The following is a 22,249-nucleotide window of genomic DNA, read 5'->3' on the forward strand; positions in this document are numbered from 1 at the left end:
TCCGGTGACGAGGCATTCAACCGCGCAGACGCCGTACCCATAGCTGCAGGGCCTGCAACTGCTGCTGAATCAGCTCACGCGCCTTGTCGTCGAGCAGCCGGCCCTGGGCATCGAAGGCGTTCTGCGCGCTCGAGATCATCACCTCCGGCTTGTTCAGCGGATGCACGTCGAGGAACACCAGGGTCTGCCGCAGGTGGTACTGCGCCCGCGCGGTGCCGAAGCGCCCGGCGCTGGCGCCGAGGATCGCCGCAGGCTTGCCGGAGAACGGCTGCTCCGGCGGCCGCGAGGCCCAGTCGATGGCGTTCTTCAGCACCCCGGCCATCGAGTAGTTGTACTCGGGGGTGGCGAACAGCAGCGCGTCCGCCTCGCGGATCTGCTCGCGGAACCGCTCCACCGCGGGCGGGAAGCCCAGCGCGTAGACGTCCTCGTTGTACAGCGGGATAGCGGAGATATCCGCCAGCTCGATGCTCATCCCCGCCGGGACCAGACCGATCGCCGCCTGCAACGCGGCGCTGTTGTAGGAGCCGCTGCGCAGGCTGCCGGAAATGCCCAATACCTTGATGCTGTCGTCGCTCATGTGCTGTTCCTTCCTGTGTGTGCGGGTTCAGTCGCGCAGCTGGCTGCTGATGCTGACCTCTCCGGAGAGTACACGATGAATCGGACAGGCATTGGCGATCTCCAGCAGGCGCTGGCGCTGTTCCGCGTCCAGCGCGCCGTCCAGGCGGATCTCGCGGCGAATGTGAGTGAACGGTTCCGGCTTGGTGCGCTCCTCGACGATGTTCAACTGCACGTCGATGCCTTCCAGCGGCCACTGCTTGCGCTGCGCGTACATTGCCACGGTGATCGCGGTGCAGGCGCCGAGCGCCGAGAGCAGGATCTCGTGCGGCGAGGGGCCGCTGTCGCCGCCACCCAGCGCGGCGGGCACGTCGCTGAGCCACTGATGGCTGTCGTCGCTGAGGCTGACGCGGTAGGGGGTGGTGCCGAGGGAGGCGTGGATGACCTGGGTTGCCATGGGTTCTCTCCTGTGGAGGCAAGGCGCGCCGAAACCTCGTGTTCCGGCGAAAGGCGGCGTCTGAATGAAAACACCCGCGGCGAAAACGACACAAGGCACCCGATGCTCGGAGTGCCTTGTGTCCGGGTCCGGCGCGGTCGGCTTACTTCTTCACGCTGAAGCTCTGGATCAGGTTGGCGTAGGCCGGCAGATGGCCGCCGAGGATCGCGCCGAAGCCCTCGATATCGTTGCGCCAGTCACGGTGCAGTTCGCAGCCGACGCTGAACCAGTTCATCAGTTGCGCGCCGGCGGCGGACATGCGTGCCCAGGCGGCATCGCGCACCACCGGGTTGAAGGTGCCCGAGGCGTCGGTGACGACGAACACGTCGTAGCCCTCTTCCAGCGCCGACAGGGTCGGGAAGGCCACGCAGACATCGGTCACCACGCCGGCGATGATCAGTTGCTTCTTGCCGGTGGCCTTGACCGCCTTGACGAAGTCCTCGTTGTCCCAGGCATTGATATTGCCCGGCCGGGCGATGTAGGGCGCCTGCGGGAACATTTCCTTGAGTTCCGGCACCAGAGGGCCGTTGGGGCCGTCTTCGAAACTGGTGGTGAGGATGGTCGGCAGGTTGAAGAACCTGGCGATGTCGGCCAGCGCCAGGACGTTGTTCTTGAATTCGTCCGGGCTGAAGTCGCGGACCAGGGAGAGCAGGCCTGCCTGATGGTCGACGAACAGGACCGCTGCATCGTTCTTGTCGAGTCGCTTGTAGGTGAAGGACATGGTTTTTCTCCGGTCTCGGGCGGCGTCCGTCGCCGCGCGGTATGAATCGAAGCGCCTCTGGCGAGGCAGGCTTGGGCGGCCTCGGCAGTGCCGACCGCCCATCAAGAGTAGTGGCGGCGGCGGTGTTTTACCGCCCGGCAAAACGAGAAAACGGTGTTCTCCAAAGGCGAACGATCCTCCCCTGCCGGCGCGCTACGCTTGCCCTGCCGCTCTCGACACAGCGCGCCCGGCACAGCCAGCCCCTTACCAGGAGTTCGCCCGCATGCGACAGTCTGCCTCCCGATTGTTTCGAGATTAGCCATGAGTCTGCGCCTTGAAGACATACAGGCCTTCCTCAACGTGGTCGAGCTGGGCAGCATCAGCGCCGCCGCCGAACGCATGAGCCTGTCCAAGTCCGTGATCAGCAAACGCGTCAGCGACCTCGAGCGCCACCTGGGCGTGCGCCTGCTCTACCGCTCGACGCGCAACGTCGAGCCGACCGAGGCCGGCGGCTTCTTCTACAAGTCGGCCAAGGCTTCGGTGCAGGACCTGAACAACGCAGCGGAAAGCGTGGCCCTGCGCGAGAACGACCTGTGCGGGGAACTGCGGGTGATGGCGCCGATGAGTTTCGGCACGCTCTGGCTGGGCCCGCTGGTGATGGAGTTCATGGCACGCAACCCGCGCCTGGAGGTGGTGCTGCAGCTGGACGACCGGATCATCGACTTCGAGAAGGAAGGCTACGACCTGGCGATCCGCATCACCCGCCTGCAGGACAGCTCGCTGATCGCCCGCCAGCTCGGCACCAGCCGCCGGGTGGTGTGCTGCAGTCCGGAGTACCTGGAGCGGCACGGCGCGCTGCAGCGCCTCGAGGACATCCTCTGCCATCCCTGCATCGGCTACAGCCACAATACCCCGTCGCAGCTGTGGAGCTTCGAACCGCGGGTGGCCGGCGAACCGGCGCGGATGATCACCCCGCGCGGACGCTTCAACACCAACAACGGCCAGACCATGCGCGACGCCGCGGTGCGCGGCCTGGGCCTGGCGATCCTGCCGCTGTTCATCGTCGCCGAGGACCTCGCCGCCGGCCGCCTGGTGGAGGCCCTGCCCGAGGAGCGGCCGCTGGACGACCTGATCTACGCCATGTATTCGCGAGCGGCGACCCTGTCGCCGAAGGTCAGGCTGTTCGTCCAGTTTCTCCAGCAGACGCTCAACACGCCGCCGTGGGGCGTGCGCTGAGCGTCGCTCAGCGCTTGCGGCAGACGCTCAGCCCGTCGCCGATCGGCAGCAGCGAGTAGTCCACCCGCGCGTCGTTCTTCAGCGCCAGGTTGAGTCGCTGGATGCCGCGGGTATCGGCGCTCCTGGGTTGCGCTTCGAGCACCCGGCCGCTCCACAGGACGTTGTCGAAGAGCACCAGCCCACCCGGGCGCACCAGCGCCAGCGCGGCCTCCAGGTATTCGGGATAGTTGGCCTTGTCGGCGTCGATGAAGGCCAGGTCGAATTGCCCGGCCTGGCCCTCGTCGAGCAGCGCGCGCAGGGTTTCCAGGGCGGGCCCGAGGCGCAGTTCGATGCGCTCCTCGACAGCGGCCTCGCGCCAGTAGCGGCGCGCGGTGAGATGGTAGTCGCCGGGCAGGTCGCAGCAGGTCAGGCGCCCCTGTTCGCCCAGGGCGGTGGCCATGCACAGCGCGCTGTAGCCGGTGAAGGTGCCGACCTCCAGCGCCCGCCGAGCGCCGATCAGGGTGAGCAGCAGGGCGATGAACTGGCCTTGCTCGGGAGCGATCTGCCAACGCGCGTTGGGCAGTCTCGCGGTCTCCTCGCGCAGACGGGTCATCAGCGGGGTTTCCCGCAGCGAGACGTCGAGCAGGTAGCGGTACAGGTTGTCGTCGAGGTTGAGGGTGCGGGTGGTCATGCGCCCTCCTCGCCTCAGGGCATCCGCGCCAGCGGCGAAGGGCCGACCAGCACGCGCTTGGCGTCCAGGTAGGCGCGCTGCCAGTAGCTGTTCTGCAGGCTGTCCAGGCGTACCGTGCCGCCGGTGCGTGGCGCGTGCACGAAGCGGCCCTCGCCGACGTAGATCCCGGCATGGCTGACCGTGCGTCCGCCGGAGGTGGCGAAGAACACCAGGTCGCCGGTCTGCAGGGCCTGCACCGGCACGCTGGGAGCGCGCATGGAGATCATCTCGCGGGTCGAGCGCGGCAGCTGGATGCCGGTCATGTCGCGGTAGACGAAGTTGATCAGGCCGCTGCAATCGAAGCCCGAATCGGGCGTGTTGCCGCCCCAGCGGTAGGGCGTACCCACCAGGCCGAGGGCGCGGAACAATACATCGTCGGCGGCGGGGGAGAAATTCGTCGCCGGACGGAACACGACCTGTTTGGCGGGCGCGGGAGGCGGCGCTTTGCTGGCGCAGGCGGTAAGCAGCGCAGCAAAGGCGAGGAGCGAGAATCGAGCCAGTGCGTGCATAGTGAAAGCCTTCCTGGTACGGAATGCCTTCACTTTGCTACGACAAAGAGTTAAACGCAATACTTAAAGTAAAACTTTAAGTTTAGCGCTTGCTGGTCAGGGTGTCCTTGTAGCCAGGCTCGAGCACCCGCTTGGCTTCCATGTAGCTCAGGCTCCAGTAGCTGGAGTCCAGGCTGTCCACCCGCACCCCGCCGCTGCGACGGCTGGCGGAATGGATGAACTGGCCGTCGCCGATGTAGATGCCGGCGTGGCTGACGCGGCCACGGCCACGGTTGTTGAAGAACAGCAGGTCGCCGGGCTGCAACTCGTCCTTGGAGACCAGCGGCACGTCCATATCGATGAGTTCGCGGGTGGAGCGCGGCAGCTTGATGCCGGCCTCCTCGCGGAACAGGTAGCCGACGAAGCCGCTGCAATCGAAGCCTTTCGCCGTCGTGCCGCCGAAGCGGTACGGCGTACCGATCAGCTCGAAAGCGCGCTCGAGGATGCTGGACGCCAGCGCAGGCGTACCAGCCGATGAATTGTCCGCCCCTTCGTCCTCAACATTCTGCCAAGCGATCACGTCGCGTTCGACGTCGATGCTGCTCTTGGCTGCGGCCGGCTCTTTGGCGACCTGCGGCTCCGGCGAATGGCTGGCGCATGCGGCCAGCAACAGAACGAAACTCATGGGCACGAGGGGTGCTAAGCGTTTAAGCATGGGCACGACCGTGTCTCATTAGTTTTACTAGCGGGCTAATTTGCCCTCTCGATCAAACCTATGCAAGTTTTTTATCGATAAATGTGACTCAGCACCTGCGGCATGATGTCTAAGGCTCGTCCTGTCATTTTCACATCGACCCGCCCGCTGAGGTCGGTGGTGCCGGGATTCACCTCCGCGGTGAAGCCTCCCGCCTGGCGCGTGCGCAGCACCGGCTCGACGATGTAGGGGAAGCTCGCGGTGGTCCCCACCACCAGCACCGCCTCGAAGCCCTTGCGCAGTTCGCGGTACAGGGCGTCGATCGCCGCCTCCGGCAGCATTTCCTCGAACAGCACCACCGGCGGCCGCAGCACGCCACCGCAGGCCGCGCAGCGCGGCGGCAGCCGGCCGTGCAGATGTTCTTCCAGGCCGCCGCTCTCGGCGCCGCAGGACTGGCAGTAGAGCGGCGCCAGTTCGCCATGGATCTCGATCAGGCGTTCGACCGGCGAGCCGGCCTGGCGATGGAAGCCATCGATGTTCTGGGTCAGCACCCAGCATTCCGGCTTGCGCTTCTGCAACTCGGCGATGGCTTCGTGGCCGGCGTTGGGCCGCGCCGCCAGGCAAGCCTTGCCGAGTTCCGCGAGGTACTTCCAGCACAGCGCCGGATCACGCCGCAGCATCGGCCCGGAGAGTGCCGCCTCGATCGGCAGGCCCTCCTCCGTGCGCCCGTTGTAGAGGCCGCCGAGGCCACGGTAGGTCGGCATCCCCGAGTCGGCGGAAAGGCCGGCGCCGGTGATGACCAGGATGCGCTCGGCATGCCGCAGGGCGCGGGCGACGATGGCGATCGGGTTGTGGCTGTCCATGGGCGGCTCCTGTCAGGCTGGCGAGCTGGCGGCTGGCGACAAACCCAGTCGGCGCATGCGGCCGAGCAGGGTCGTGCGCGGTATCCGCAACCGCGCGGCGGCCCGGGAGAGATTGCCGCGTGCCTGGCGCATGGCGTCTTCTATCAGGTTGCGCTCCTGTTGCGCCAGCGCCTCGCGCAGGCCTCCGACCGCCGCGGTCTTCAGCGCGCGCGCGGCCTCGGCGACCACGGCCTCGGCGCCGTCGTCGGCGAACGCCACCTCATCCAGCAGTGCGCCGCCCTCCCCGTGCAGCAGCAGGCTGCGGCGGATCACGTTTTCCAGTTGCCGGACGTTGCCCGGCCAGTCGCAGGCCAGCAATTGCGCCAATGCCCGCTCGCCAAGGGCGGTGACGCGCGGGTTGAGGCTGCGCGCATCGCGCCGGACGAAGGCCCGCGCCAGCAGTTCGACATCGCCGGGACGCTCGCGCAGCGGCGGGATGCACAGGCTGCCCACGTCCAGCCGGTAATAGAGGTCCTCGCGCAGGCGTCCCTCGGCGATCGCCTGGCGCGGCGGCTGGTTGCTCGCCGCGATCAGGCGTACGTCGGCCCGCTGCGGGCTCAGGCTGCCCAGCGGCAGGTAGCTGCCATCCTGCAGCACCCGCAGCAGCTTGCTCTGCATGGCCATGGGCATGGAGTTGATCTCGTCGAGGAACAGCGTCCCGCCCTGCGCCAGGGCGAACATGCCCTTGCGGTTCTCGGCGCCGGTGAAGGCACCGCGGGTGGTGCCGAACAGCGTGCTTTCCAGCAGGGTCTCGGGGATCGCCGCACAGTTCAGGCTGATCATCGGGCCGCCGCGCCGCGGGCTCAGCGCATGGGCGCGGCGAGCGAACAGTTCCTTGCCGGTACCGGTCTCGCCATGGATCAGCAGCGGCAGGTCGGTGGCGGCGAAGATGTCCAGGCGGCGCAATTGCCGCAGCAGGCTCGGCGCCTCGCTGAGAATGGCCGGACAGTCGCCCGCGGCAGCGGGCTCGTCAGCCTCCGCCACCACCTCGCCGACCTCCATCGCGCCGACCAGCTCGCCGCCACGTCCATGCAGCGGAACCGCCCGGTGGCGGTACTGCAGCAATTCGCCGCCGGCGCCGACATAGGCCTGTACGGTATCGATGGACGGCCGCCCCTGGGCCAGGCAACGCAGCAGGGTGCTCTGCTCCGCCGCCAGCCAGGGCGCGCTCTGCAACACGTGCATGCCCAGCGCCTGTTGCGGATCGAGGCCGTCGAGCAGGCCACTGGCGCGGTTGTAGTAGACGAAACGGCCAGCCGGATCGACCACCGTGACCGGTTGTCGCAACCCATCGAAAATCGGTGCGAGACAGCCGACCAGCCAGGCCAGCTCGTCGCTTCGCGTTGAATTCGTCGGTTTTTCGACAAGTGCCATGTGCGCCCCCCGTTTCCTGATGTCGAGATATCGACAGATGTCCCATGATCGACCATCCGCGGCTTCCGGTCCTTGGTCCGGATCAACGAATCCACCGCAAAGCCAGGGAAATCTTCCGATTTATCAAGGTTTTCCCGCACGAAACCCTCGCCGCCCCTGGCGCGCGGCTTGCAACGATCACCTCGTCCCAACACGAGGAAAACCATCATGTTCAAGCACATCATCGCCCGCACCCCCGCCCGCAGCCTGGTCGACGGCCTGACCTCCAGCCACCTCGGCAAGCCGGACCACGCCAAGGCCCTGGAGCAGCACAACGCCTACATCCGTGCCTTGCAGACCTGCGACGTGGACATCACCCTGCTGCCGCCGGACGAACGCTTCCCCGACTCGGTGTTCGTCGAGGATCCGGTGCTCTGCACCCCGCGCTGCGCCATCATCACCCGCCCCGGCGCGGAGTCACGGCGCGGCGAGACCGAGATCATCGAAGAGACCATCCAGCGCTTCTACCCGGGCAAGGTCGAGCGCATCGAGGCGCCCGGCACGGTGGAGGCCGGCGACATCATGATGGTCGGCGAGCATTTCTACATCGGCGAATCGGCGCGCACCAACGCCGAAGGCGCCCGGCAGATGATCGCGATCCTCGAGAAACACGGCCTCAGCGGCTCGGTGGTACGCCTGGAGAAAGTCCTGCACCTGAAGACCGGGCTCGCCTACCTGGAGCACGACAACCTGCTGGCCGCCGGCGAGTTCGTCGACAAGCCGGAGTTCCAGCGCTTCAACATCATCGAGATCCCCGAAGAGGAGGCCTACGCCGCCAACTGCATCTGGGTCAACGAGCGGGTGATCATGCCCGCCGGCTATCCCCGGACCCACGAGAAGATCGCCCGCCTCGGCTACCGGGTGATCGAGGTCGACACCTCCGAGTACCGCAAGATCGACGGCGGCGTCAGTTGCATGTCGCTGCGCTTCTGACCTCGCCCAACGGCGGCGGGCACCTGCTTGCCGTCCCTTGTCGCCCGCGCCAGGGCCTGGCGCGGTGCGACCTACCGGATGCAGTTTCGGAGGTGTCACATGCCGGATTCGGACAAGGGCAAACTGGGCTTGCCGGCGCTGACCGCGCTGGTGGTGGGTGGGATCATCGGCAGCGGCATCTTCAGCCTGCCGCAGAACATGGCCGAGGGTGCCGGCGCCGGCGCGATCCTGATCGCCTGGGCGATCACCTTCGTCGGCATGCTGACCCTGACGCGGATCTTCCAGTGGCTGTCGACCACCCGTCCCGAACTCGACGACGGCGTCTACGGCTATGCCCGCGAGGGTTTCGGCGAGTACCTGGGTTTCAACGCCGCCTGGGGCTACTGGATTTCCGCCTGGGTCGGCAACGCCGGCTACCTGGTGGTGCTGTTCAGCGCCCTCGGCTCGTTCGGCGCTCTGGCCTTCTTCGGCGACGGCACCACCTGGCCGGCGCTGCTCGGCGAACTGGCGGTGCTGTGGCTGATGCACGCCTTCGTCCTCCACGGCGTGCACAACGCGGCGATCACCAACGCCATCGTGACCCTCGCCAAGGTGGTGCCGATCGCCCTGTTCATCCTCTGCGTGGCCCTGGCCTTCCGCATCGAGACCTTCCACCTGGACTTCTGGGGCAGCCCGGCGCTGGGCAGCGTCACCCGCCAGGTGGAAACCACCATGCTCTACACCGTCTGGGTATTCCTCGGCATCGAGAGCGCCACGGTCTATGCCAGCCACGCGCGGCGCGCGGCCGACGTCAGCCGCGCCACCCTGCTCGGTTTCGTGGTCACCCTGCTGTTGCTGGTCTGCGTCTCGGTACTCTCGCTGGGGGTGGTGCCGCAGCATGAACTGGCGCAGATGAAGAACCCGTCCATGGCCCAGGTGATGGCCGCCGCGGTGGGCCCCTGGGGTGCCACGCTGATCAACGTCGGGCTGGTCGTCTCGGTCGGCGGGGCGCTGCTGGCCTGGACCATGCTGGCGGTGGAAATGCTCTACCTGGCCAGCCGCGGCGCCAACCACACCGCCCCGGCGCTGTTCGGTCGCACCAACGCGGTGGATACCCCGGCGCCGGCGCTGTGGTTGACCAACACGCTGATCTCGGCGTTGCTGCTGGTGGCCTTCCTCAACGCCTCCGGCTACAACGCGCTGATCCAGCTGGCCACTTCGATGGCGCTGATCCCCTACCTGCTCTGCGCCGGCTTCTGCCTGAAGCTGGTGACGCGCCGGCCGCGCCCGGGGGCACTGCTGGCGCTGGCGGCGCTGGGGACGCTCTATGGGGTCTGGCTGATCTACGCCGCCGGCCTGAAATACCTGCTGCTGTCGATGATCCTCTACGCGCCGGGCCTCGGCTTCTTCCTCCATGCCCGTCGCCAGCGCGGCCTGCCGGCGTTCGGCAATCCCGCCGAGGGCGCCGTCGCGACGCTGGTGCTGGTGCTCGCGCTGGCGGCGCTGTGGATGATCGGCAGCGGTCGGCTGAGCCTCTAGCTCAGTGGTTGACGGTATGCGCCAGCATCACCGACAGCTGGCACAGCGGCCGCCCGCTCTCCTCGCGCCACTGGTTGAAGGCGGCCTGCACGGCGGCAAGGTCCTTGAGGCTGGTGGGCGGCTTGTCGATGATTTCCTGGGCCTTCAGCGCGGCGACCATGTCGTCGGTGGGAATGAAGGTGTCCTTGCCGGCCATTCGCAGGAAACGCGGCGCCGACAAACCGCCGAGCTGGTTGCCGCGTTTGGTCAGCAGCTTCCACAGGCCGACGATGTCGGTTTCCGGCCAGTCGGCGAGCAGGTTGCCGAAGCTGCCATGTTCGCGGGCCAGGTCGAGCACCATCTGCGCATTGCGCGGCACGCTCTTGAGCTTGCCCAGGTGGCGGATCAGGCGGGCGTCCTGCATCAGCCGCTCGAGATGTTCGGCGCTCATCAGCACAACCTTCTGCGGATCGAAGCCGAAGAACACTTCCTCGAAGGCCGGCCACTTGGCGTCCACCAGGCTGTGCTTGAGGCCGGCGCGGAAGATCCGCAGGCTGATCAGCGACAGGTAGCGGTCGTCACGCACCGCGCGCAGCTCGGCGGCACTCTTTGGCTGCGGCAGGCGCGCTTCCAGCGCCTCCCTGGAGCCGAAGCGGTTCAGGCAGTATTCGTACATCCAGGCGTAGTCGCGCATCGGGAATCCTTGCAGACCGGAGAGAAGAACTGACCCGCGGCGCGGCTCAGAGGTTCATCACGTCGAGGAAGCGCGGCGTGGCGTTCTCGTCGATGCGCAGGTTGGCGAAGTCGAACAGGTTGCGGTCGGCCAGTTGCGACGGCACCACGTTCTGCAGGGCGCGGAACATGATCTCGGTACGCCCCGGCGACTTGCGCTCCCACTCCAGCAGCATTTCCTTGACCACCTGGCGCTGCAGGTTCTCCTGCGAACCGCAGAGGTTGCAGGGGATGATCGGGAACTCCTTGAGCTGGGAATAGGCCTCGATGTCCTTCTCGCTGCAGTAGGCCAGCGGGCGGATCACCACGTTGCGCCCGTCGTCGGCCAGCAGCTTCGGCGGCATGGCCTTCAGGGTGCCGCCGTAGAACATGTTGAGGAAGAAGGTCTCGAGGATGTCGTCGCGGTGGTGACCGAGGGCCATCTTGGTCGCGCCGATCTCGTCGGCGAAGGTGTACAGCGTGCCACGGCGCAGGCGCGAGCACAGCGAGCAGGTGGTCTTGCCTTCCGGGATCTTCTCCTTGACCACCGAGTAGGTGTCCTTCTCGACGATGTGGTACTCGACGCCGATCGACTTCAGGTATTCCGGCAGGACGTGCTCCGGGAAGCCGGGCTGCTTCTGGTCCATGTTCACCGCGACGATCTCGAAGCGGATCGGCGCGACCTTCTGCAGGTAGAGCAGGATGTCGAGCATGGTGTAGCTGTCCTTGCCGCCGGACAGGCAGACCATGACCTTGTCGCCATCCTCGATCATGTTGAAATCGGTGATGGCTTCGCCGGCCAGGCGGCGCAGGCGCTTCTGCAGTTTGTTCTGATTGACCGAAAGGGTGCCCATGGTGCTCTGGAATCCGGGTGTACGAGGAGAAAAGCTGGCTATTTTACGCACAAAATACCCGGCCGGGATACGCACGTACCCCGTCGACAGGCAACCGGCAACATCCTTCCATCCATAGGCAATCCGCCGGTCCCATGCGATGGAGAACAGGCGCCGCCACCCGATCAGCGCCTGATTGCGCCTTCGTTGGGCAGAACGCCTGCGCAAAGCGGTGCCCATGGCGTTCCTTCAGGGTTGCCTCGCAGCTCCGGGCAGAGAGGCTCCGCCCGCCACTGAATGTCGGCTAGCCGCCTGCCTCGTCGCAGAGTTTCTGCAACTCGGTGATCAGGCGGGCGGCGTGGAACCCATCGCAAACGGCGTGGTGTACCTGCACCGCCAGGGGAACGAGTGTCTTGCCGGCCTGGGAATAGTACTTTCCGACGGTGAACAACGGCGCAAAGAAGTTGTTCGCGCTGGCGAAGTTGAAATCGAAGCTGGTGAAGCTTACCCAGGGATTAGCCGAGACGTAGAAGACATTCTCGATGAAACCCTTGGGGAAATACGAATGGTCGTTCCGGTATTTTTCCCTGTCCATGGAATATTCGGCGAGGAAACGCGCCAGATCATCGTGGTAGTGGCTCCAGAAGGACGAGAATGTCTCGGTATCGGGATGGAAGGTCGTGTAGTTGGGATGGACGCAGTCCCAGACGATCAGCTCGTCGCCTTTCATGGCCATCCGGTATTCCGGGAACCGGTTCACCACTTTCGCAATCGAGTGAATGAACACCGGATAGAACCTGTAGCCCCTGGACCTGGTGAAGTCGAGCAGCCGCGTGATATCGAGTTGAACCGTCTGGCTGAACGTGCACTGCCCGTCGCCCCTGAATATTTCGAAATGCTCCCGCCTGTTCCAGGACGAAATATCCACTCTTGTATAACTCATGATTACCTTTCACCGGTTGTCTGGCATGACCGTTCATTGTGCCATTCCGATCGGCCTCGCGAATCATGCCGAGCAGCGGAACGGCCCGCATTACAGACGCGACGCCAGGCGCCCGTTGCCGACGCCCGATGCTAGTCTTGTCCCATGACTGCCGACCTCGACCATCGCCTCGACCTCGCCGGGCAGATCCTCTGCCTGCTGCGCGAGCACCCCGAAGGACTTTCCGAATACCAGCTGATCCGGTTGCTGAAAGCCCGCCATTCCACGCATATCCCGCACCGCGAGCTGGCCGACAAGCTGGTGCTGTTCCGCACCCATTTCCTGCTGTTCAACGCGCTCTACCACTTGCGCGACCACCTCCGGGCCGAGGGCGAGGCGCACCTGGAGATCAGCCCGCTGAGCCTGCGCCTGCGGCCCTACGTCGCTGGCGAGCAGGCGCTGGAGCGTGGCGACCCGTTGCGCGACTACTATCTCGACCTGCGCCACCTCGGCCAGACCAGCGAGGCCGACGTCGAGCGGCTGCTGCAGAGTTTTTGGACGCGCATGCAGGGCGGCGAGGAAAAGGCCGCCGCCCTCGCCCTGTTCGAACTGGACGGTGCGGCCGACTATCCCGCCATCAAGCTGCGCTACCGGCAACTGGTCAGCCAGCACCATCCCGACCGCGGCGGCAGCACCGCGCGCCTGCAATCGATCAACAAGGCCATGGAAATACTGCAACGCTATTACAGCCGGCCGTGAAACTTCGATTTGCTCTAACCCCGCAAGCGACGCGGGGTCGGCCCGTTCCTATACTGCGACATAAGGTCGCATAGGTCGGCCGAGCACCGGTTGGCGCTGTCCATGCGCGTCCGGCGCTTCGCTGGGGGGCGGCCGCATAAGAACGAGGAGGAAACGGGCATGATCCATCATGTATGGGGGCTCTTCACCCATCCCGATCAGGAATGGCAGGAAATCCGTGGCGAAGAGGAAAGCATCAGCCACATGTACCTGACCCACATCCTGGTCCTGGCTGCCATACCGGCGATCTCCGCCTATATCGGCACCACCCAGGTCGGCTGGGTGATCGGCAATGGCGACCCGGTCAAGCTGACCCAGGCCAGCGCGCTGCAGATGACCGTGCTCACCTACCTGGCGATGCTCGCCGGGGTCGCGGTGATGGGCGCCTTCATCCACTGGATGGCGCGCACCTACGACGCCAACCCGAGCCTCACCCAGTGCATCGTGTTCGCCGCCTACAACGCCACGCCGCTGTTCATCGCCGGGCTGGCGGCGCTGTACCCGCACCTGTGGCTGGGGATGATCGTCGGGGTGGCGGCGATCAGCTACACGGTGTACCTGCTCTACGTGGGGATTCCCACCTTCATGAACATCCACAAGGACGAAGGCTTCCTGTTCTCTAGCTCGGTGCTGGCGGTCGGCCTGGTGGTGCTGGTGGCGATGATCGCCCTGTCGGTGATCCTCTGGGGCAGCGGGGTCGGCCCCGAATACACCAGCTGAGCCGCCGTGCCATGCGACCGGGCCGCAGGCAACCGCCGCCCGGTCCTTTTCCTGCCCACCGCCGCGCTTGCCTGATCCTGCACCCCGGACGAGCGGTCGCCATGACGACTGCGCCCTCCCTCCTCTCTCCGGCATAATCGCCCGCTGCCGGAGTTTCCCGAATGCCCGAACACCTCAACGCCCGCGTCGAGGCCTGCTATCGGCAGGCCGAAGACTTCTTCCAGCGCACCTTTCCTCGCCCGACCGTCAGCTTCCGCCTGCGCGGCCAGAAGGCCGGGGTCGCCCACCTCGACGAGAACCTGCTGCGCTTCAACCCCCAGCTGTACCGCGAAAACCGCGAACACTTCCTCGAACAGACCGTGGCCCACGAAGTCGCGCACCTGATCGCGCACCAGTTGTTCGGTCCGCGCATCCGTCCCCACGGCGAGGAATGGCAACTGATCATGCGCGGTATCTACGGCCTGCCGCCGGACCGCTGCCACACCTATGCGGTCAAGCGCCGCACCGCCACTCGCTACCTGTACCGCTGCCACTGCCCGGAGCACAACGACTTCCCGTTCTCCGCGCAACGCCACAACCTGGTGGCCAAGGGGCGCCGCTACTACTGCCGGCGCTGCAAGGCAACCCTGGTATTCAGCGGCGAAGTGACCCGCGACTGACTCAGGCGATCGCCCTGGCGGCCTTCAGCTCGGCGATCCGCTCGGCGGTATAGCCCAGCCCTTCGAGCACCGCCACGGTATCGGCGCCCAGCGCCGCGCCGATGTGGCGAGGCGCCGGCAGGCCGGCGGAGAACTTGATCGGGCAGGCCACCTGCGCCTGGCTGCCACCTTCCGGCCTCGGCACCTGGGCGACCAGCCCGCGTGCCTGCAACTGCGGGTGCGCGACCGCTTCGGAGAGCGGCAACATCGGCTCGACGCAGGCATCCAGGGCGGCGAACACCTCCTGCCACTCGGCGAAGTCGCGCTTTTCGAATTCGATCTCGATCTCGCGCTTCAGCGCGCGCTGTTCTTCCGGCTTCGGCGACAGGCCGCGGGCGGCAAGCTCCGGACGGCCGAGGGCAGCGCAGAACTGCTGCATGAACTGCGGCTCCAGGCTGCCCACCGAGAACCAGCGGCCATCGCGGGTGCGGTAGTAGTCGTAGAAGCTGCCGCCGTTCAGCGCCAGCGCCTCCATCTCCGGCTCGACCCCGGCCGCGAGGTAGCCGGCGCCGGCCATGCCGTGCAGGCTGAAGGCGCAATCGGTCATGCTGACATCGACGAACTGCCCCTCGCCGGTCTGCTGTCGGTGGATGACCGCCGCCAGCAGGCCCATCACGCCATGCAGCGAACCGCCGGCGATATCCGCCAGTTGTACCCCCAGCGGCAACGGCCCGCGTTCGCTGCGGCCGGTGTAGCTGGCGATCCCGGCCAGGGCCAGGTAGTTGATGTCGTGCCCGGCGCGCTCGCGGTAGGGCCCGGTCTGGCCGTAACCGGTGATGGCCACGTAGATCAGGCCCGGATTGACCGCCTTCAGCGCCTCGTAGCCGACGCCGAGCCTGTCCATCACTCCGGGACGAAACTGTTCGAGGACGATGTCGTACTCGCGCACCAGTTCCAGCACCACCTCGCGCGCGCCGGGCCGCTTCAGGTCGAGGCCGATGGAGCGCTTGTTGCGGTTCAGGTAGGCATGGCTGGCCGAGGTGCCGTCGACGTGCGGCGGCAGCACCCGCACCAGGTCCATGCGTCCCGGGGACTCCACGCGCAGCACGTCGGCGCCCATGTCCGCCAGCAGCAGCGAGGCGAACGGCCCTGGCAGCAGGGTGGAGAAATCCAGCACTTTCAACGAAGACAACGGGCCTTTCATGGTCACTCCTGGTATTCGCCGGGGGATCGTCGAGACATGGTGCCGACCAGCCTAGCCGCGCGACGCGCGACACGACATGGCCGTGGCGTCGGCCGGGCTCAGAGCTTCATGCCGCGGCTGATGATCTCCTTCATGATCTCCGAGGTGCCGGCGAAGATCCGCTGGATACGGGCATTCGCGTACATCCTGCAGATCGGGTACTCCCACATGTAGCCCCAGCCGCCATGCAGCTGCACGCCTTCGTCGACCACCCTGCCCAGCAACTCGGTGGTGAACAGCTTGGCTTCGGCGGCGACTTCCGGGGTCAGCTTCTTCTGGTTGTGGTCCATCACGCAGCGGTCGGTGAAGACCTGCGCCACGTCGATCTGGGTACGCATCTCGGCGAGCTTGAAGCGGGTGTTCTGGAAGTGCGCCACCGGCCGGCCGAAGGCCTGGCGCTCCTTCACGTAGTCGATGGTCGCCTGCAGCGCCGCCTCGGCCCCGGCCACCGCGCCGCAGGCGTTGGTCAGGCGCTCCTGGGCGAGCATGTTCATCAGGTAGAAGAAGCCGCCCTTGGGGTCGCCCAGCAGGTTTTCCTTAGGCACCCGCACGTTGTTGAAGAACAGCTCGGCGGTGTCCTGGCTCTTCATGCCGAGCTTCTTCAGGTTGCGCCCGCGCTCGAAGCCCTCCATGCCGCGTTCCACCAGGAACAGGCCCATGGCGTGCCGGTTCGCCGGGTCGGTCTTCGCCGCGACGATCACCACATCGGCCAGCAGGCCGTTGGAGATGAACACCTTGGAGCCGTTGAGCAACCAATGGTCGCCCTTGTCCACCGCGGTGCTGCGCATGCCGGCCAGGTCGGATCCGGCGGCGGGTTCGGTCATGGCCACGGCGAGGATGGTCTCGCCACGGATGATCCCCGGCAACAGGCGGGCCTTCTGCTCGGCGTTGCCGTACTCGGCGATGTAGGGTCCGCACAGCGCCGAGTGCAGCGGGATCATGAAGCCCGGTTCGTTGATCCGCGCCAGCTCCTCGCACATGATCTGCTCGTAGCGGAAATCCTTGAGCCCGGCGCCGCCGTATTCCTCGTCCGCCCAGGGCAGCAGGAAGCCCATCTCCCCCGCCTTGGCCCACACGCCACGATCGACCACACCGGCCTCTTCCCATTCTTCCTGGTGCGGCACCACCTCCTTGACGAGGAAGGCGCGGAAGGCATCGCGGAACAGGTTGTGTTCGGTCTCGAAGATCTGCCGTTGCATGTTCTGGGACTCCCTGGCGGTCAGTGGTCCCGCAGGGTAGGCGGCGCCGGCCGGCGCCCTCAATGACGCGAGCGCTCAGGCTCGCTTGACCGAATCGGACAGCTACCAGTCCATGCTCGCCGGCTCCACCCCCTGGTGCGAGGGAAACAGCGGCAGCACCTCCTCGGCCAGTTCCTGGATGACTTCCGCCGCCGGCCTGGCGGAGAACTGGATACCCAGGGCGGCATGGTTGACGCCCGCCGCGCGCCACTCGCCGAGCAGCTCGATCAGGCCGTGGCGCCCGGTGCGCAGGACGTAGCCGCCGTGCAGGGGCGTGCGCGGATACGCCGGGTCGTCCACCAGGTCGAGCCATTCGTTGGTCATGTGCGGGCGGAACCCGCCATCGGCGATGGACATCCTCCAGGCGCGGATCTTCCCGGCCAGGCGACGTGGCCCGGACGCATCGACAGTCGACTCCGGATAGGTCAGCCAGCCATCGGCCTGGCGCGCCAGCCAGTCCGCCGTCTGCCGCGCGCTACCGGTGACGATCAGCGGAATGGCGCCGGCCGCCGGACGCGGCAACAGCTCGGCGTCGTCCAGCGTGGCCAGCGACGAGGCGAAATGCCGGCTGCCGTGGAGCAACTGACGCAGGTAGTCCAGGCCCTGGGCGAAACGCTCGCCGCGTTGCGCATGCTCCAGGCCGTAGGCGGGAAACTCCAGCGGCCGGTCGCCGGAGGCGAGGCCGAGGACCAGGCGTCCGCCGGACAACCGGTCGACGCTCGCCGCAGCCTTGGCCAGATCCACCGGCTGGCGCAGCGAGAGCACCGCGCTGCCGGTGGCCAGGGCGATACGGTGGGTGCGCGCGGCCAGGTAGCCGAGGTAGGTGAACGGATCGAACACCTGCCCGGCGTCGCCGAAGCGCGGGTCGAACAACGGCACATCGCGCACCCAGACGGCGGCGAACCCCAGCCGGTCGATCTCCTCGACCAGCCGCGCCTGGCCCAGCAGCACCGCCATGTCGCCCTGGTAGAAACGCAGCGGCAGGAACAGGCCCAGGGTCAGCGCGTCCTCGGCGAACATCCGCCGATAGCCCGGGTGCCCGGCGAAGGCCGCCGCCGAGGCGCCTTGCAACAGGGCGCTCATGGACCCACCGCCGGTTCCGGCAGGACGATCCCGCGCCGCACCGCCGGCCGCTGGGCCATGCGTCGATGCCAGTCGTCCAGATGGCGATGATGACTGAAGTCGAAGTCGACGATGCGCGCCGTGTGGGTCCAGCCGAAGGTGGCGATGTCGGCGATGGAATACTGCTCGCCGGCCAGCCAGGGCCGTTCGGCCAGGCGCCGGTCGAGGGTGGCGAAGATTTCCTCGGAGAGCCGCCGGTAGCGTTCGATGGCAGGCGCGTGGCGCTCTTCGGCGAATATCTCGAAGTGCACCCGCTGGCCGAGGATCGGCCCCATGCTCGATGCATGGAAGGTCAGCCAGGTCAGGGCCTCCCAACGCTCGCGGGGCGACTCGGGCAGCAGTTGGCCGGTCTTTTCCGCCAGGTACTGGAGGATCGCCGCCGATTCGAACAGGGTTATGCCGGCGGCGCGGTCGACCAGCACCGGGATCCGGCCATGCGGATTCAGCCGCAGGAACGCCGGGCGGCGCTGCTCGCCGTGGTCGATGCGGACGTGGTGCAGCGCATAGGGCAGCCCCAGTTCCTCGAGAGCGATGGTGATCTTGAAGCCGTTGGGTGAACTGTCGCTGTACAGCTGGAGGGAAGGCATCGCGAATATCCTTGCGGCGGTGGATTGTACGGCGCCGTACCGTCGGGACCGGCGACGACCGGGAAGCGGGCCTGCCGCTTCCCGCGAGCCGAAGAAAGCAGCTAGGCTAAAATGCTTCCCGTCTCGCACCGACATGCTGCTCCCAGGCCCGACGGGAGAGAAACGATCCTTTCTCCAATCTCTTTATAGAAAAACTGAAACCATGGGTGCCGTCCTTCCGCTCCTCGCGCTACGCGCCTTCGTCGAAACAGCCCGCCACGGCAGCCTGACCCGCGCAGCCGTCTCCATGGGCGTCACCCCCGGTGCGGTGAGCCAACAGCTACGGCTGTTGCAGGAGCGCACCGGCGTCGCCCTGTTCCAGCGCTCCAGCCACGGCATGCGCCTGACCGCGGCGGGCGAGCAGGTCTATCCCGGACTCCGCCAGGCCTTCGAGCAGATCGCCGCAAGCCTCGCCCAGCTGGAAGCCATCAATGCCCGGCAGACCCTTACGGTGAGCACCGAGCCGTCCTTCGCCGCCGCCTGGCTGGTGCCGCGCCTCGGCCAGTTCAGTGCTCGCCATCCCCAGGTGGAAGTCCGTGTCGAGGCCTCGGCGCAGCTCGCCGACCTGCGTCGGGAGCGCATCGACGTCGCCATTCGCCACGGCCTCGGCGACTACCCCGGGCTCGACGTGCAGGCGCTGATGGCGCCGCCACTGATCCCGGTGGCCAGCCCGCGCCTGCTGGCGGAAGGCCCGGCGCTCTGCGAAGCGGCCGATTGCCTGGCCTACCCGCTGCTGCAGGAAGCGGAGCGCCGCGACTGGCGCCTGTGGCTGCAGGCGATGGGGGTGGCGGACGACCCCCGGATGGACAGGGGCCCGGCCTTCGCCGACGACCTCCTCCTGCTGCGCGCCGCCGAGGCCGGCCAGGGCATCGCCCTGGTGCGCGACATCCACGCCCGCGCGGAGATCGCCAGCGGCCGCCTGGCGCTCGCCCTCGACAGCCCCTGGCCGAGCCGCTTCGCCTACTATGCGGTGAGCCTGCCCGGGGCGGCGCAACGGGCGCCTCTTTCCCAGTTCCTCGCCTGGCTACGCGAGCAGGCCGCCACCGAGGCATAAAAAAACCCGCCACGAGGGCGGGTTCGAAGGGCGGCAGGGAGCTCTTCACTTCCCCCTGCCGAACAGGGTTGAGCTTAGACCGCTTCGCGGCCGCCCACCGGAATATCGCTGGCGGGCGACGAGGCGTTGCCCTCGCCGGCCAGTTCGCGCTGCAAGGTGCCTTCGTCGAGCTGCTTGCACCACTTGGAAACCACTACCGTGGCCACGCCGTTGCCGACCAGGTTGGTCAGCGCGCGGGCCTCGGACATGAAGCGGTCGATGCCGAGGATCAGCGCCAGGCCGGCGACCGGCAGGTGGCCGACGGCGGAGAGGGTCGCGGCGAGCACGATGAAGCCGCTGCCGGTGACGCCGGCGGCACCCTTGGAAGCGATCAGCAGCACCAGCAGCAGGGTGATCTGGTGGGTGATGTCCATCGGCGTGTCGGTGGCCTGGGCGATGAACACCGCGGCCATGGTCAGGTAGATCGAAGTGCCGTCGAGGTTGAAGGAGTAGCCGGTGGGAATCACCAGGCCGACCACCGACTTGTTGCAGCCGAGCTTCTCCATCTTGTCGATCATCCGCGGCAGGGCCGACTCGGAGGACGAGGTGCCGAGCACGATCAGCAGCTCCTCGCGGATGTACCTGATGAAGCGCAGGATGCTGAAGCCATGGGCGCGGGCGATGCCACCGAGGACGATGAGCACGAACAGCAGGCAGGTGATGTAGAAGCACAGCATCAGTTGGCCGAGCTGCACCAGCGAGCCCACGCCATAGGCGCCGATGGTGAAGGCCATGGCGCCGAACGCGCCGATCGGGGCGACCTTCATGATCACGTTGATGATGTTGAACATCACGTGGGAGACGCGCTCGATGAACTCGAACACCGGCTTGCCGTAGCTACCCAGGCGATGCAGGGCATAGCCGAAGAGCACGGAGAAGAACAGGACCTGGAGGATGTCGCCGTTGGCGAACGCGCCGACCACGGTGCCGGGGATGACGTTCATCAGGAAATCGACGGTGCTCTGCTTCTCGCCAGCGGCGGCGTAGGCGGCGATCTTGCTGGTGTCGAGAGTGTTCGGATCGACGTGCATGCCGGCGCCCGGCTGGACCAGGTTGACCACCACCAGACCGATGATCAGGGCCACGGTGGAGACGATCTCGAAGTACAGCAGGGCCATGCCGCCGGTCTTGCCGACCGACTTCATGCTCTGCATGCCGGCGATGCCGGTGACCACGGTGCAGAAGATGATCGGCGCGATGGCCATCTTGATCAGTTTGACGAAACCGTCGCCGAACGGCTTCATCGCCACCGCGGTCTCGGGATACCAGTGGCCTAGCGCGATACCGATGGCGATGGCGACCAGAACCTGCACGTACAGGCTCTTGTAGAAGGGTTGTTTGGTCATGGGCAGAGTCCTCGCGGGGAGCGCCTCGCCAGTTCCCTGGATCGCGCCCACCGGTAGCGTTACCCCCCTTGCCGGGGAGATTTTTTGTCGTGATCCGCCGCGGCGGAACCTTGCCCAGGCATTGCAGAGGCTGTGCCAGAAACCTTAATCCGAAAATAAAATTGTTATAAATCAATAAGTTATTATAAAAATGAAAAATGCATAGCGCACTAAGCGTGGCGGATTACCGCCCGCCGGACCGGTTGCGCCGTCCACGCCTGGCGGGACTCCGCCACTCCCTTGTCCTCGTCCGGGCCGCGCCCTACCATCGCCGTTCCAACAACAAGGACGCCGCCATGCGTGAGCGCACCATCGCCAGCCACTTCGTCCGTGCCGCCCTGCGCGGGGCCACGCGCCAGGGCCTGGACGGCCCCGCCCTGCTGCGCCGGGCCGGCATCCAGCCGGCGCTGCTGGACGAACCGCGGGCGCGTATCGCGCCGGAGCAGTTCACCCGCCTGATGCAGTTGCTCTGGGAAGCGCTGGACGACGAGTACATGGGCTTCGGCGAGGTACGCAGCAAGCGCGGCACCTTCGCCATGATGTGCCACACCCTGATCCACTGCCGGACCCTGGAAAAGGCCCTGCAGCGCGGCGAGCTGTTCTACGGGCTGTTTCCCCAGGCGCCGCTGGTCCACCTGCGGCGCGACGGCGAGCAGGTGCGCCTGAGCCTCGAGGAAAGCCACCTGGCGGACCCGGACCACTTCCTCGCCGAAAGCCTGCTGGTGATCTGGCACCGCCTCGCCAGCTGGCTGATCGGCCAGCGCATCCGCCTGGAGGAGGCCACCTTCAGCTACCCGGCGCCGGAGCACCAGGCCGAGTACGACCTGCTGTTCCCCTGCCCCGGCGGTTTTCCGCCGGCTGCACCAGCCTGCTGTTCTCCGCCCGCTACCTGGGCATGCCGCTGCTGCAGGACGAACGTACCCTCAAGCAGTTCCTCCAGCACTCGCCCGCCGACCTGCTGGCCCGTCCGGACGGCGGCGACAGCCTGACCAGCCAGATCCGCCGCCTGCTCGGCCGCGACTGCCGGCGCTGGCCGGATCTCGACCAGGTCGCCCGCCAGTTGCACATGAGCTCGCAGACCCTGCGCCGCCACCTGCGCGAGGAAGGCGGCAGCTTCCAGCAACTCAAGGATCACCTGCGCCGCGACCTGGCGATCTACCACCTGGGTCGCGACGAGCTGTCGATCCAGGATATCGCCGAACAGCTCGGCTTTTCCGAGCCCTCGGCCTTCCACCGGGCGTTCAAGAAGTGGACCGGCCTCACCCCCGGCGCGTACCGTCTCCAGGCCGAGGCCTGA

Annotated in this window: 23 protein-coding genes and 1 pseudogene; 8 read left to right on the forward strand and 16 right to left on the reverse strand. The window is 66.7% G+C overall.

Features of this window, described 5'->3' with window-relative positions; all coding sequences use genetic code 11:
• Window positions 1–16: 16 nt before the first annotated feature.
• The 3 genes from B7D75_RS19065 to ycaC all read right to left on the reverse strand — a co-directional run bounded on the left by B7D75_RS19065 (window position 17) and on the right by ycaC (window position 1,772).
• The gene (locus B7D75_RS19065; protein WP_034079574.1) at window positions 17–577 is read right to left on the reverse strand and encodes an NAD(P)H-dependent FMN reductase; all 561 of its coding nucleotides are present in this window, start codon (window positions 575–577) and stop codon (window positions 17–19) included.
• Between the two features lie 27 nt (window positions 578–604).
• Window positions 605–1,012: an OsmC family protein gene (locus B7D75_RS19070; protein WP_034079572.1), complete on the reverse strand. Its 408-nt coding sequence runs from the start codon at window positions 1,010–1,012 to the stop codon at window positions 605–607.
• A 142-nt stretch (window positions 1,013–1,154) separates the two neighbouring features.
• Window positions 1,155–1,772, reverse strand: a complete 618-nt coding sequence (ycaC, locus tag B7D75_RS19075; RefSeq protein ID WP_034079571.1) for an isochorismate family cysteine hydrolase YcaC — start codon at window positions 1,770–1,772, stop codon at window positions 1,155–1,157.
• 300 nt (window positions 1,773–2,072) lie between these two features.
• Here ycaC and B7D75_RS19080 point away from each other — a divergent pair, with 300 nt between their 5' ends.
• Entirely contained in the window at window positions 2,073–2,987 is a 915-nt protein-coding gene (locus tag B7D75_RS19080) for a LysR family transcriptional regulator (protein WP_058175157.1), read from the forward strand.
• Window positions 2,988–2,994: 7 nt separating this feature from the next.
• On the opposite strand, the gene B7D75_RS19085 is transcribed toward B7D75_RS19080, so the two are convergent.
• The 5 genes from B7D75_RS19085 to B7D75_RS19105 form a co-directional block, all read right to left on the reverse strand.
• Window positions 2,995–3,657: an O-methyltransferase gene (locus B7D75_RS19085; protein ID WP_058175158.1), complete on the reverse strand. Its 663-nt coding sequence runs from the start codon at window positions 3,655–3,657 to the stop codon at window positions 2,995–2,997.
• Between the two features lie 14 nt (window positions 3,658–3,671).
• Window positions 3,672–4,205, reverse strand: coding sequence for a C40 family peptidase (locus B7D75_RS19090; protein WP_034079568.1), 534 nt, complete (start codon window positions 4,203–4,205; stop codon window positions 3,672–3,674).
• Window positions 4,206–4,287: 82 nt separating this feature from the next.
• A complete protein-coding gene (locus B7D75_RS19095) occupies window positions 4,288–4,905 on the reverse strand; it encodes a C40 family peptidase (RefSeq protein WP_023443045.1) in 618 nt (205 codons plus the stop codon).
• Window positions 4,906–4,970: 65 nt separating this feature from the next.
• Window positions 4,971–5,741, reverse strand: a complete 771-nt coding sequence (locus B7D75_RS19100) for an NAD-dependent deacylase (protein WP_053817515.1) — start codon at window positions 5,739–5,741, stop codon at window positions 4,971–4,973.
• A gap of 12 nt (window positions 5,742–5,753) precedes the next feature.
• Window positions 5,754–7,154 (reverse strand): sigma-54 interaction domain-containing protein, encoded by a 1,401-nt coding sequence (locus tag B7D75_RS19105; RefSeq protein WP_058175159.1) that lies wholly within the window; start codon window positions 7,152–7,154, stop codon window positions 5,754–5,756.
• A 207-nt stretch (window positions 7,155–7,361) separates the two neighbouring features.
• Between B7D75_RS19105 and ddaH the strand changes: the two genes are divergently transcribed.
• Together ddaH and B7D75_RS19115 are read left to right on the forward strand one after the other, a co-directional pair.
• Window positions 7,362–8,126, forward strand: a complete 765-nt coding sequence (gene ddaH / locus B7D75_RS19110) for a dimethylargininase (protein WP_058129187.1) — start codon at window positions 7,362–7,364, stop codon at window positions 8,124–8,126.
• 99 nt (window positions 8,127–8,225) lie between these two features.
• Window positions 8,226–9,644, forward strand: a complete 1,419-nt coding sequence (locus B7D75_RS19115; protein ID WP_003156919.1) for a basic amino acid/polyamine antiporter — start codon at window positions 8,226–8,228, stop codon at window positions 9,642–9,644.
• 1 nt (window position 9,645) lies between these two features.
• Here B7D75_RS19115 and B7D75_RS19120 read toward each other — a convergent pair whose 3' ends face one another.
• The 3 genes from B7D75_RS19120 to catA form a co-directional block, all read right to left on the reverse strand.
• Window positions 9,646–10,317, reverse strand: a complete 672-nt coding sequence (locus tag B7D75_RS19120; RefSeq protein ID WP_107114331.1) for a DNA-3-methyladenine glycosylase I — start codon at window positions 10,315–10,317, stop codon at window positions 9,646–9,648.
• Between the two features lie 46 nt (window positions 10,318–10,363).
• A complete protein-coding gene (gene ttcA, locus B7D75_RS19125; RefSeq protein WP_003082462.1) occupies window positions 10,364–11,188 on the reverse strand; it encodes a tRNA 2-thiocytidine(32) synthetase TtcA in 825 nt (274 codons plus the stop codon).
• A gap of 283 nt (window positions 11,189–11,471) precedes the next feature.
• Window positions 11,472–12,110, reverse strand: coding sequence for a type A chloramphenicol O-acetyltransferase (gene catA, locus B7D75_RS19130; RefSeq protein ID WP_034079559.1), 639 nt, complete (start codon window positions 12,108–12,110; stop codon window positions 11,472–11,474).
• A gap of 144 nt (window positions 12,111–12,254) precedes the next feature.
• Here catA and B7D75_RS19135 point away from each other — a divergent pair, with 144 nt between their 5' ends.
• From B7D75_RS19135 to B7D75_RS19145, 3 genes are all read left to right on the forward strand, one after another.
• Complete coding sequence (locus B7D75_RS19135) at window positions 12,255–12,848, forward strand: DNA-J related domain-containing protein (protein ID WP_034079557.1); 594 nt, start codon at window positions 12,255–12,257, stop codon at window positions 12,846–12,848.
• Window positions 12,849–13,007: 159 nt separating this feature from the next.
• Window positions 13,008–13,607 (forward strand): Yip1 family protein, encoded by a 600-nt coding sequence (locus tag B7D75_RS19140; protein ID WP_012076657.1) that lies wholly within the window; start codon window positions 13,008–13,010, stop codon window positions 13,605–13,607.
• Between the two features lie 161 nt (window positions 13,608–13,768).
• Window positions 13,769–14,266, forward strand: a complete 498-nt coding sequence (locus B7D75_RS19145; protein WP_003156924.1) for a SprT family zinc-dependent metalloprotease — start codon at window positions 13,769–13,771, stop codon at window positions 14,264–14,266.
• 1 nt (window position 14,267) lies between these two features.
• On the opposite strand, the gene B7D75_RS19150 is transcribed toward B7D75_RS19145, so the two are convergent.
• The 4 genes from B7D75_RS19150 to B7D75_RS19165 all read right to left on the reverse strand — a co-directional run bounded on the left by B7D75_RS19150 (window position 14,268) and on the right by B7D75_RS19165 (window position 18,435).
• A complete protein-coding gene (locus tag B7D75_RS19150) occupies window positions 14,268–15,449 on the reverse strand; it encodes a CaiB/BaiF CoA transferase family protein (RefSeq protein WP_003156925.1) in 1,182 nt (393 codons plus the stop codon).
• A 98-nt stretch (window positions 15,450–15,547) separates the two neighbouring features.
• Window positions 15,548–16,687: an acyl-CoA dehydrogenase family protein gene (locus tag B7D75_RS19155; RefSeq protein WP_034079551.1), complete on the reverse strand. Its 1,140-nt coding sequence runs from the start codon at window positions 16,685–16,687 to the stop codon at window positions 15,548–15,550.
• A 102-nt stretch (window positions 16,688–16,789) separates the two neighbouring features.
• Window positions 16,790–17,809, reverse strand: coding sequence for an LLM class oxidoreductase (locus tag B7D75_RS19160; RefSeq protein WP_043101904.1), 1,020 nt, complete (start codon window positions 17,807–17,809; stop codon window positions 16,790–16,792).
• Window positions 17,806–18,435: a glutathione S-transferase family protein gene (locus tag B7D75_RS19165; RefSeq protein ID WP_012076660.1), complete on the reverse strand. Its 630-nt coding sequence runs from the start codon at window positions 18,433–18,435 to the stop codon at window positions 17,806–17,808. Before B7D75_RS19165 ends, B7D75_RS19160 begins: the two co-directional genes overlap by 4 nt.
• A gap of 202 nt (window positions 18,436–18,637) precedes the next feature.
• On the opposite strand from B7D75_RS19165, the gene B7D75_RS19170 reads away from it, so the two are divergent.
• Window positions 18,638–19,528, forward strand: a complete 891-nt coding sequence (locus tag B7D75_RS19170) for a LysR substrate-binding domain-containing protein (RefSeq protein WP_033998798.1) — start codon at window positions 18,638–18,640, stop codon at window positions 19,526–19,528.
• Window positions 19,529–19,602: 74 nt separating this feature from the next.
• Here B7D75_RS19170 and dctA read toward each other — a convergent pair whose 3' ends face one another.
• A complete protein-coding gene (dctA, locus tag B7D75_RS19175; protein WP_012076662.1) occupies window positions 19,603–20,913 on the reverse strand; it encodes a C4-dicarboxylate transporter DctC in 1,311 nt (436 codons plus the stop codon).
• A 335-nt stretch (window positions 20,914–21,248) separates the two neighbouring features.
• Here dctA and B7D75_RS19185 point away from each other — a divergent pair.
• Window positions 21,249–22,249 (forward strand): annotated as a pseudogene (locus B7D75_RS19185) (AraC family transcriptional regulator).

Origin of the sequence: Pseudomonas paraeruginosa, from assembly GCF_003025345.2 — a bacterium.
GTDB lineage: Bacteria > Pseudomonadota > Gammaproteobacteria > Pseudomonadales > Pseudomonadaceae > Pseudomonas > Pseudomonas paraeruginosa.

Coding starts and splice junctions, on each gene's coding strand:
- B7D75_RS19065 (WP_034079574.1), bottom strand. CDS start 577: ATGAGCGACGACAGCATCAAGGTATTGGGCATTTCCGGCAGCCTGCGC.
- B7D75_RS19070 (WP_034079572.1), bottom strand. CDS start 1,012: ATGGCAACCCAGGTCATCCACGCCTCCCTCGGCACCACCCCCTACCGC.
- ycaC (WP_034079571.1), bottom strand. CDS start 1,772: ATGTCCTTCACCTACAAGCGACTCGACAAGAACGATGCAGCGGTCCTG.
- B7D75_RS19080 (WP_058175157.1), top strand. CDS start 2,073: ATGAGTCTGCGCCTTGAAGACATACAGGCCTTCCTCAACGTGGTCGAG.
- B7D75_RS19085 (WP_058175158.1), bottom strand. CDS start 3,657: ATGACCACCCGCACCCTCAACCTCGACGACAACCTGTACCGCTACCTG.
- B7D75_RS19090 (WP_034079568.1), bottom strand. CDS start 4,205: ATGCACGCACTGGCTCGATTCTCGCTCCTCGCCTTTGCTGCGCTGCTT.
- B7D75_RS19100 (WP_053817515.1), bottom strand. CDS start 5,741: ATGGACAGCCACAACCCGATCGCCATCGTCGCCCGCGCCCTGCGGCAT.
- B7D75_RS19105 (WP_058175159.1), bottom strand. CDS start 7,154: ATGGCACTTGTCGAAAAACCGACGAATTCAACGCGAAGCGACGAGCTG.
- ddaH (WP_058129187.1), top strand. CDS start 7,362: ATGTTCAAGCACATCATCGCCCGCACCCCCGCCCGCAGCCTGGTCGAC.
- B7D75_RS19115 (WP_003156919.1), top strand. CDS start 8,226: ATGCCGGATTCGGACAAGGGCAAACTGGGCTTGCCGGCGCTGACCGCG.
- B7D75_RS19120 (WP_107114331.1), bottom strand. CDS start 10,317: ATGCGCGACTACGCCTGGATGTACGAATACTGCCTGAACCGCTTCGGC.
- ttcA (WP_003082462.1), bottom strand. CDS start 11,188: ATGGGCACCCTTTCGGTCAATCAGAACAAACTGCAGAAGCGCCTGCGC.
- catA (WP_034079559.1), bottom strand. CDS start 12,110: ATGAGTTATACAAGAGTGGATATTTCGTCCTGGAACAGGCGGGAGCAT.
- B7D75_RS19135 (WP_034079557.1), top strand. CDS start 12,255: ATGACTGCCGACCTCGACCATCGCCTCGACCTCGCCGGGCAGATCCTC.
- B7D75_RS19140 (WP_012076657.1), top strand. CDS start 13,008: ATGATCCATCATGTATGGGGGCTCTTCACCCATCCCGATCAGGAATGG.
- B7D75_RS19145 (WP_003156924.1), top strand. CDS start 13,769: ATGCCCGAACACCTCAACGCCCGCGTCGAGGCCTGCTATCGGCAGGCC.
- B7D75_RS19150 (WP_003156925.1), bottom strand. CDS start 15,449: ATGAAAGGCCCGTTGTCTTCGTTGAAAGTGCTGGATTTCTCCACCCTG.
- B7D75_RS19155 (WP_034079551.1), bottom strand. CDS start 16,687: ATGCAACGGCAGATCTTCGAGACCGAACACAACCTGTTCCGCGATGCC.
- B7D75_RS19160 (WP_043101904.1), bottom strand. CDS start 17,809: ATGAGCGCCCTGTTGCAAGGCGCCTCGGCGGCGGCCTTCGCCGGGCAC.
- B7D75_RS19165 (WP_012076660.1), bottom strand. CDS start 18,435: ATGCCTTCCCTCCAGCTGTACAGCGACAGTTCACCCAACGGCTTCAAG.
- B7D75_RS19170 (WP_033998798.1), top strand. CDS start 18,638: ATGGGTGCCGTCCTTCCGCTCCTCGCGCTACGCGCCTTCGTCGAAACA.
- dctA (WP_012076662.1), bottom strand. CDS start 20,913: ATGACCAAACAACCCTTCTACAAGAGCCTGTACGTGCAGGTTCTGGTC.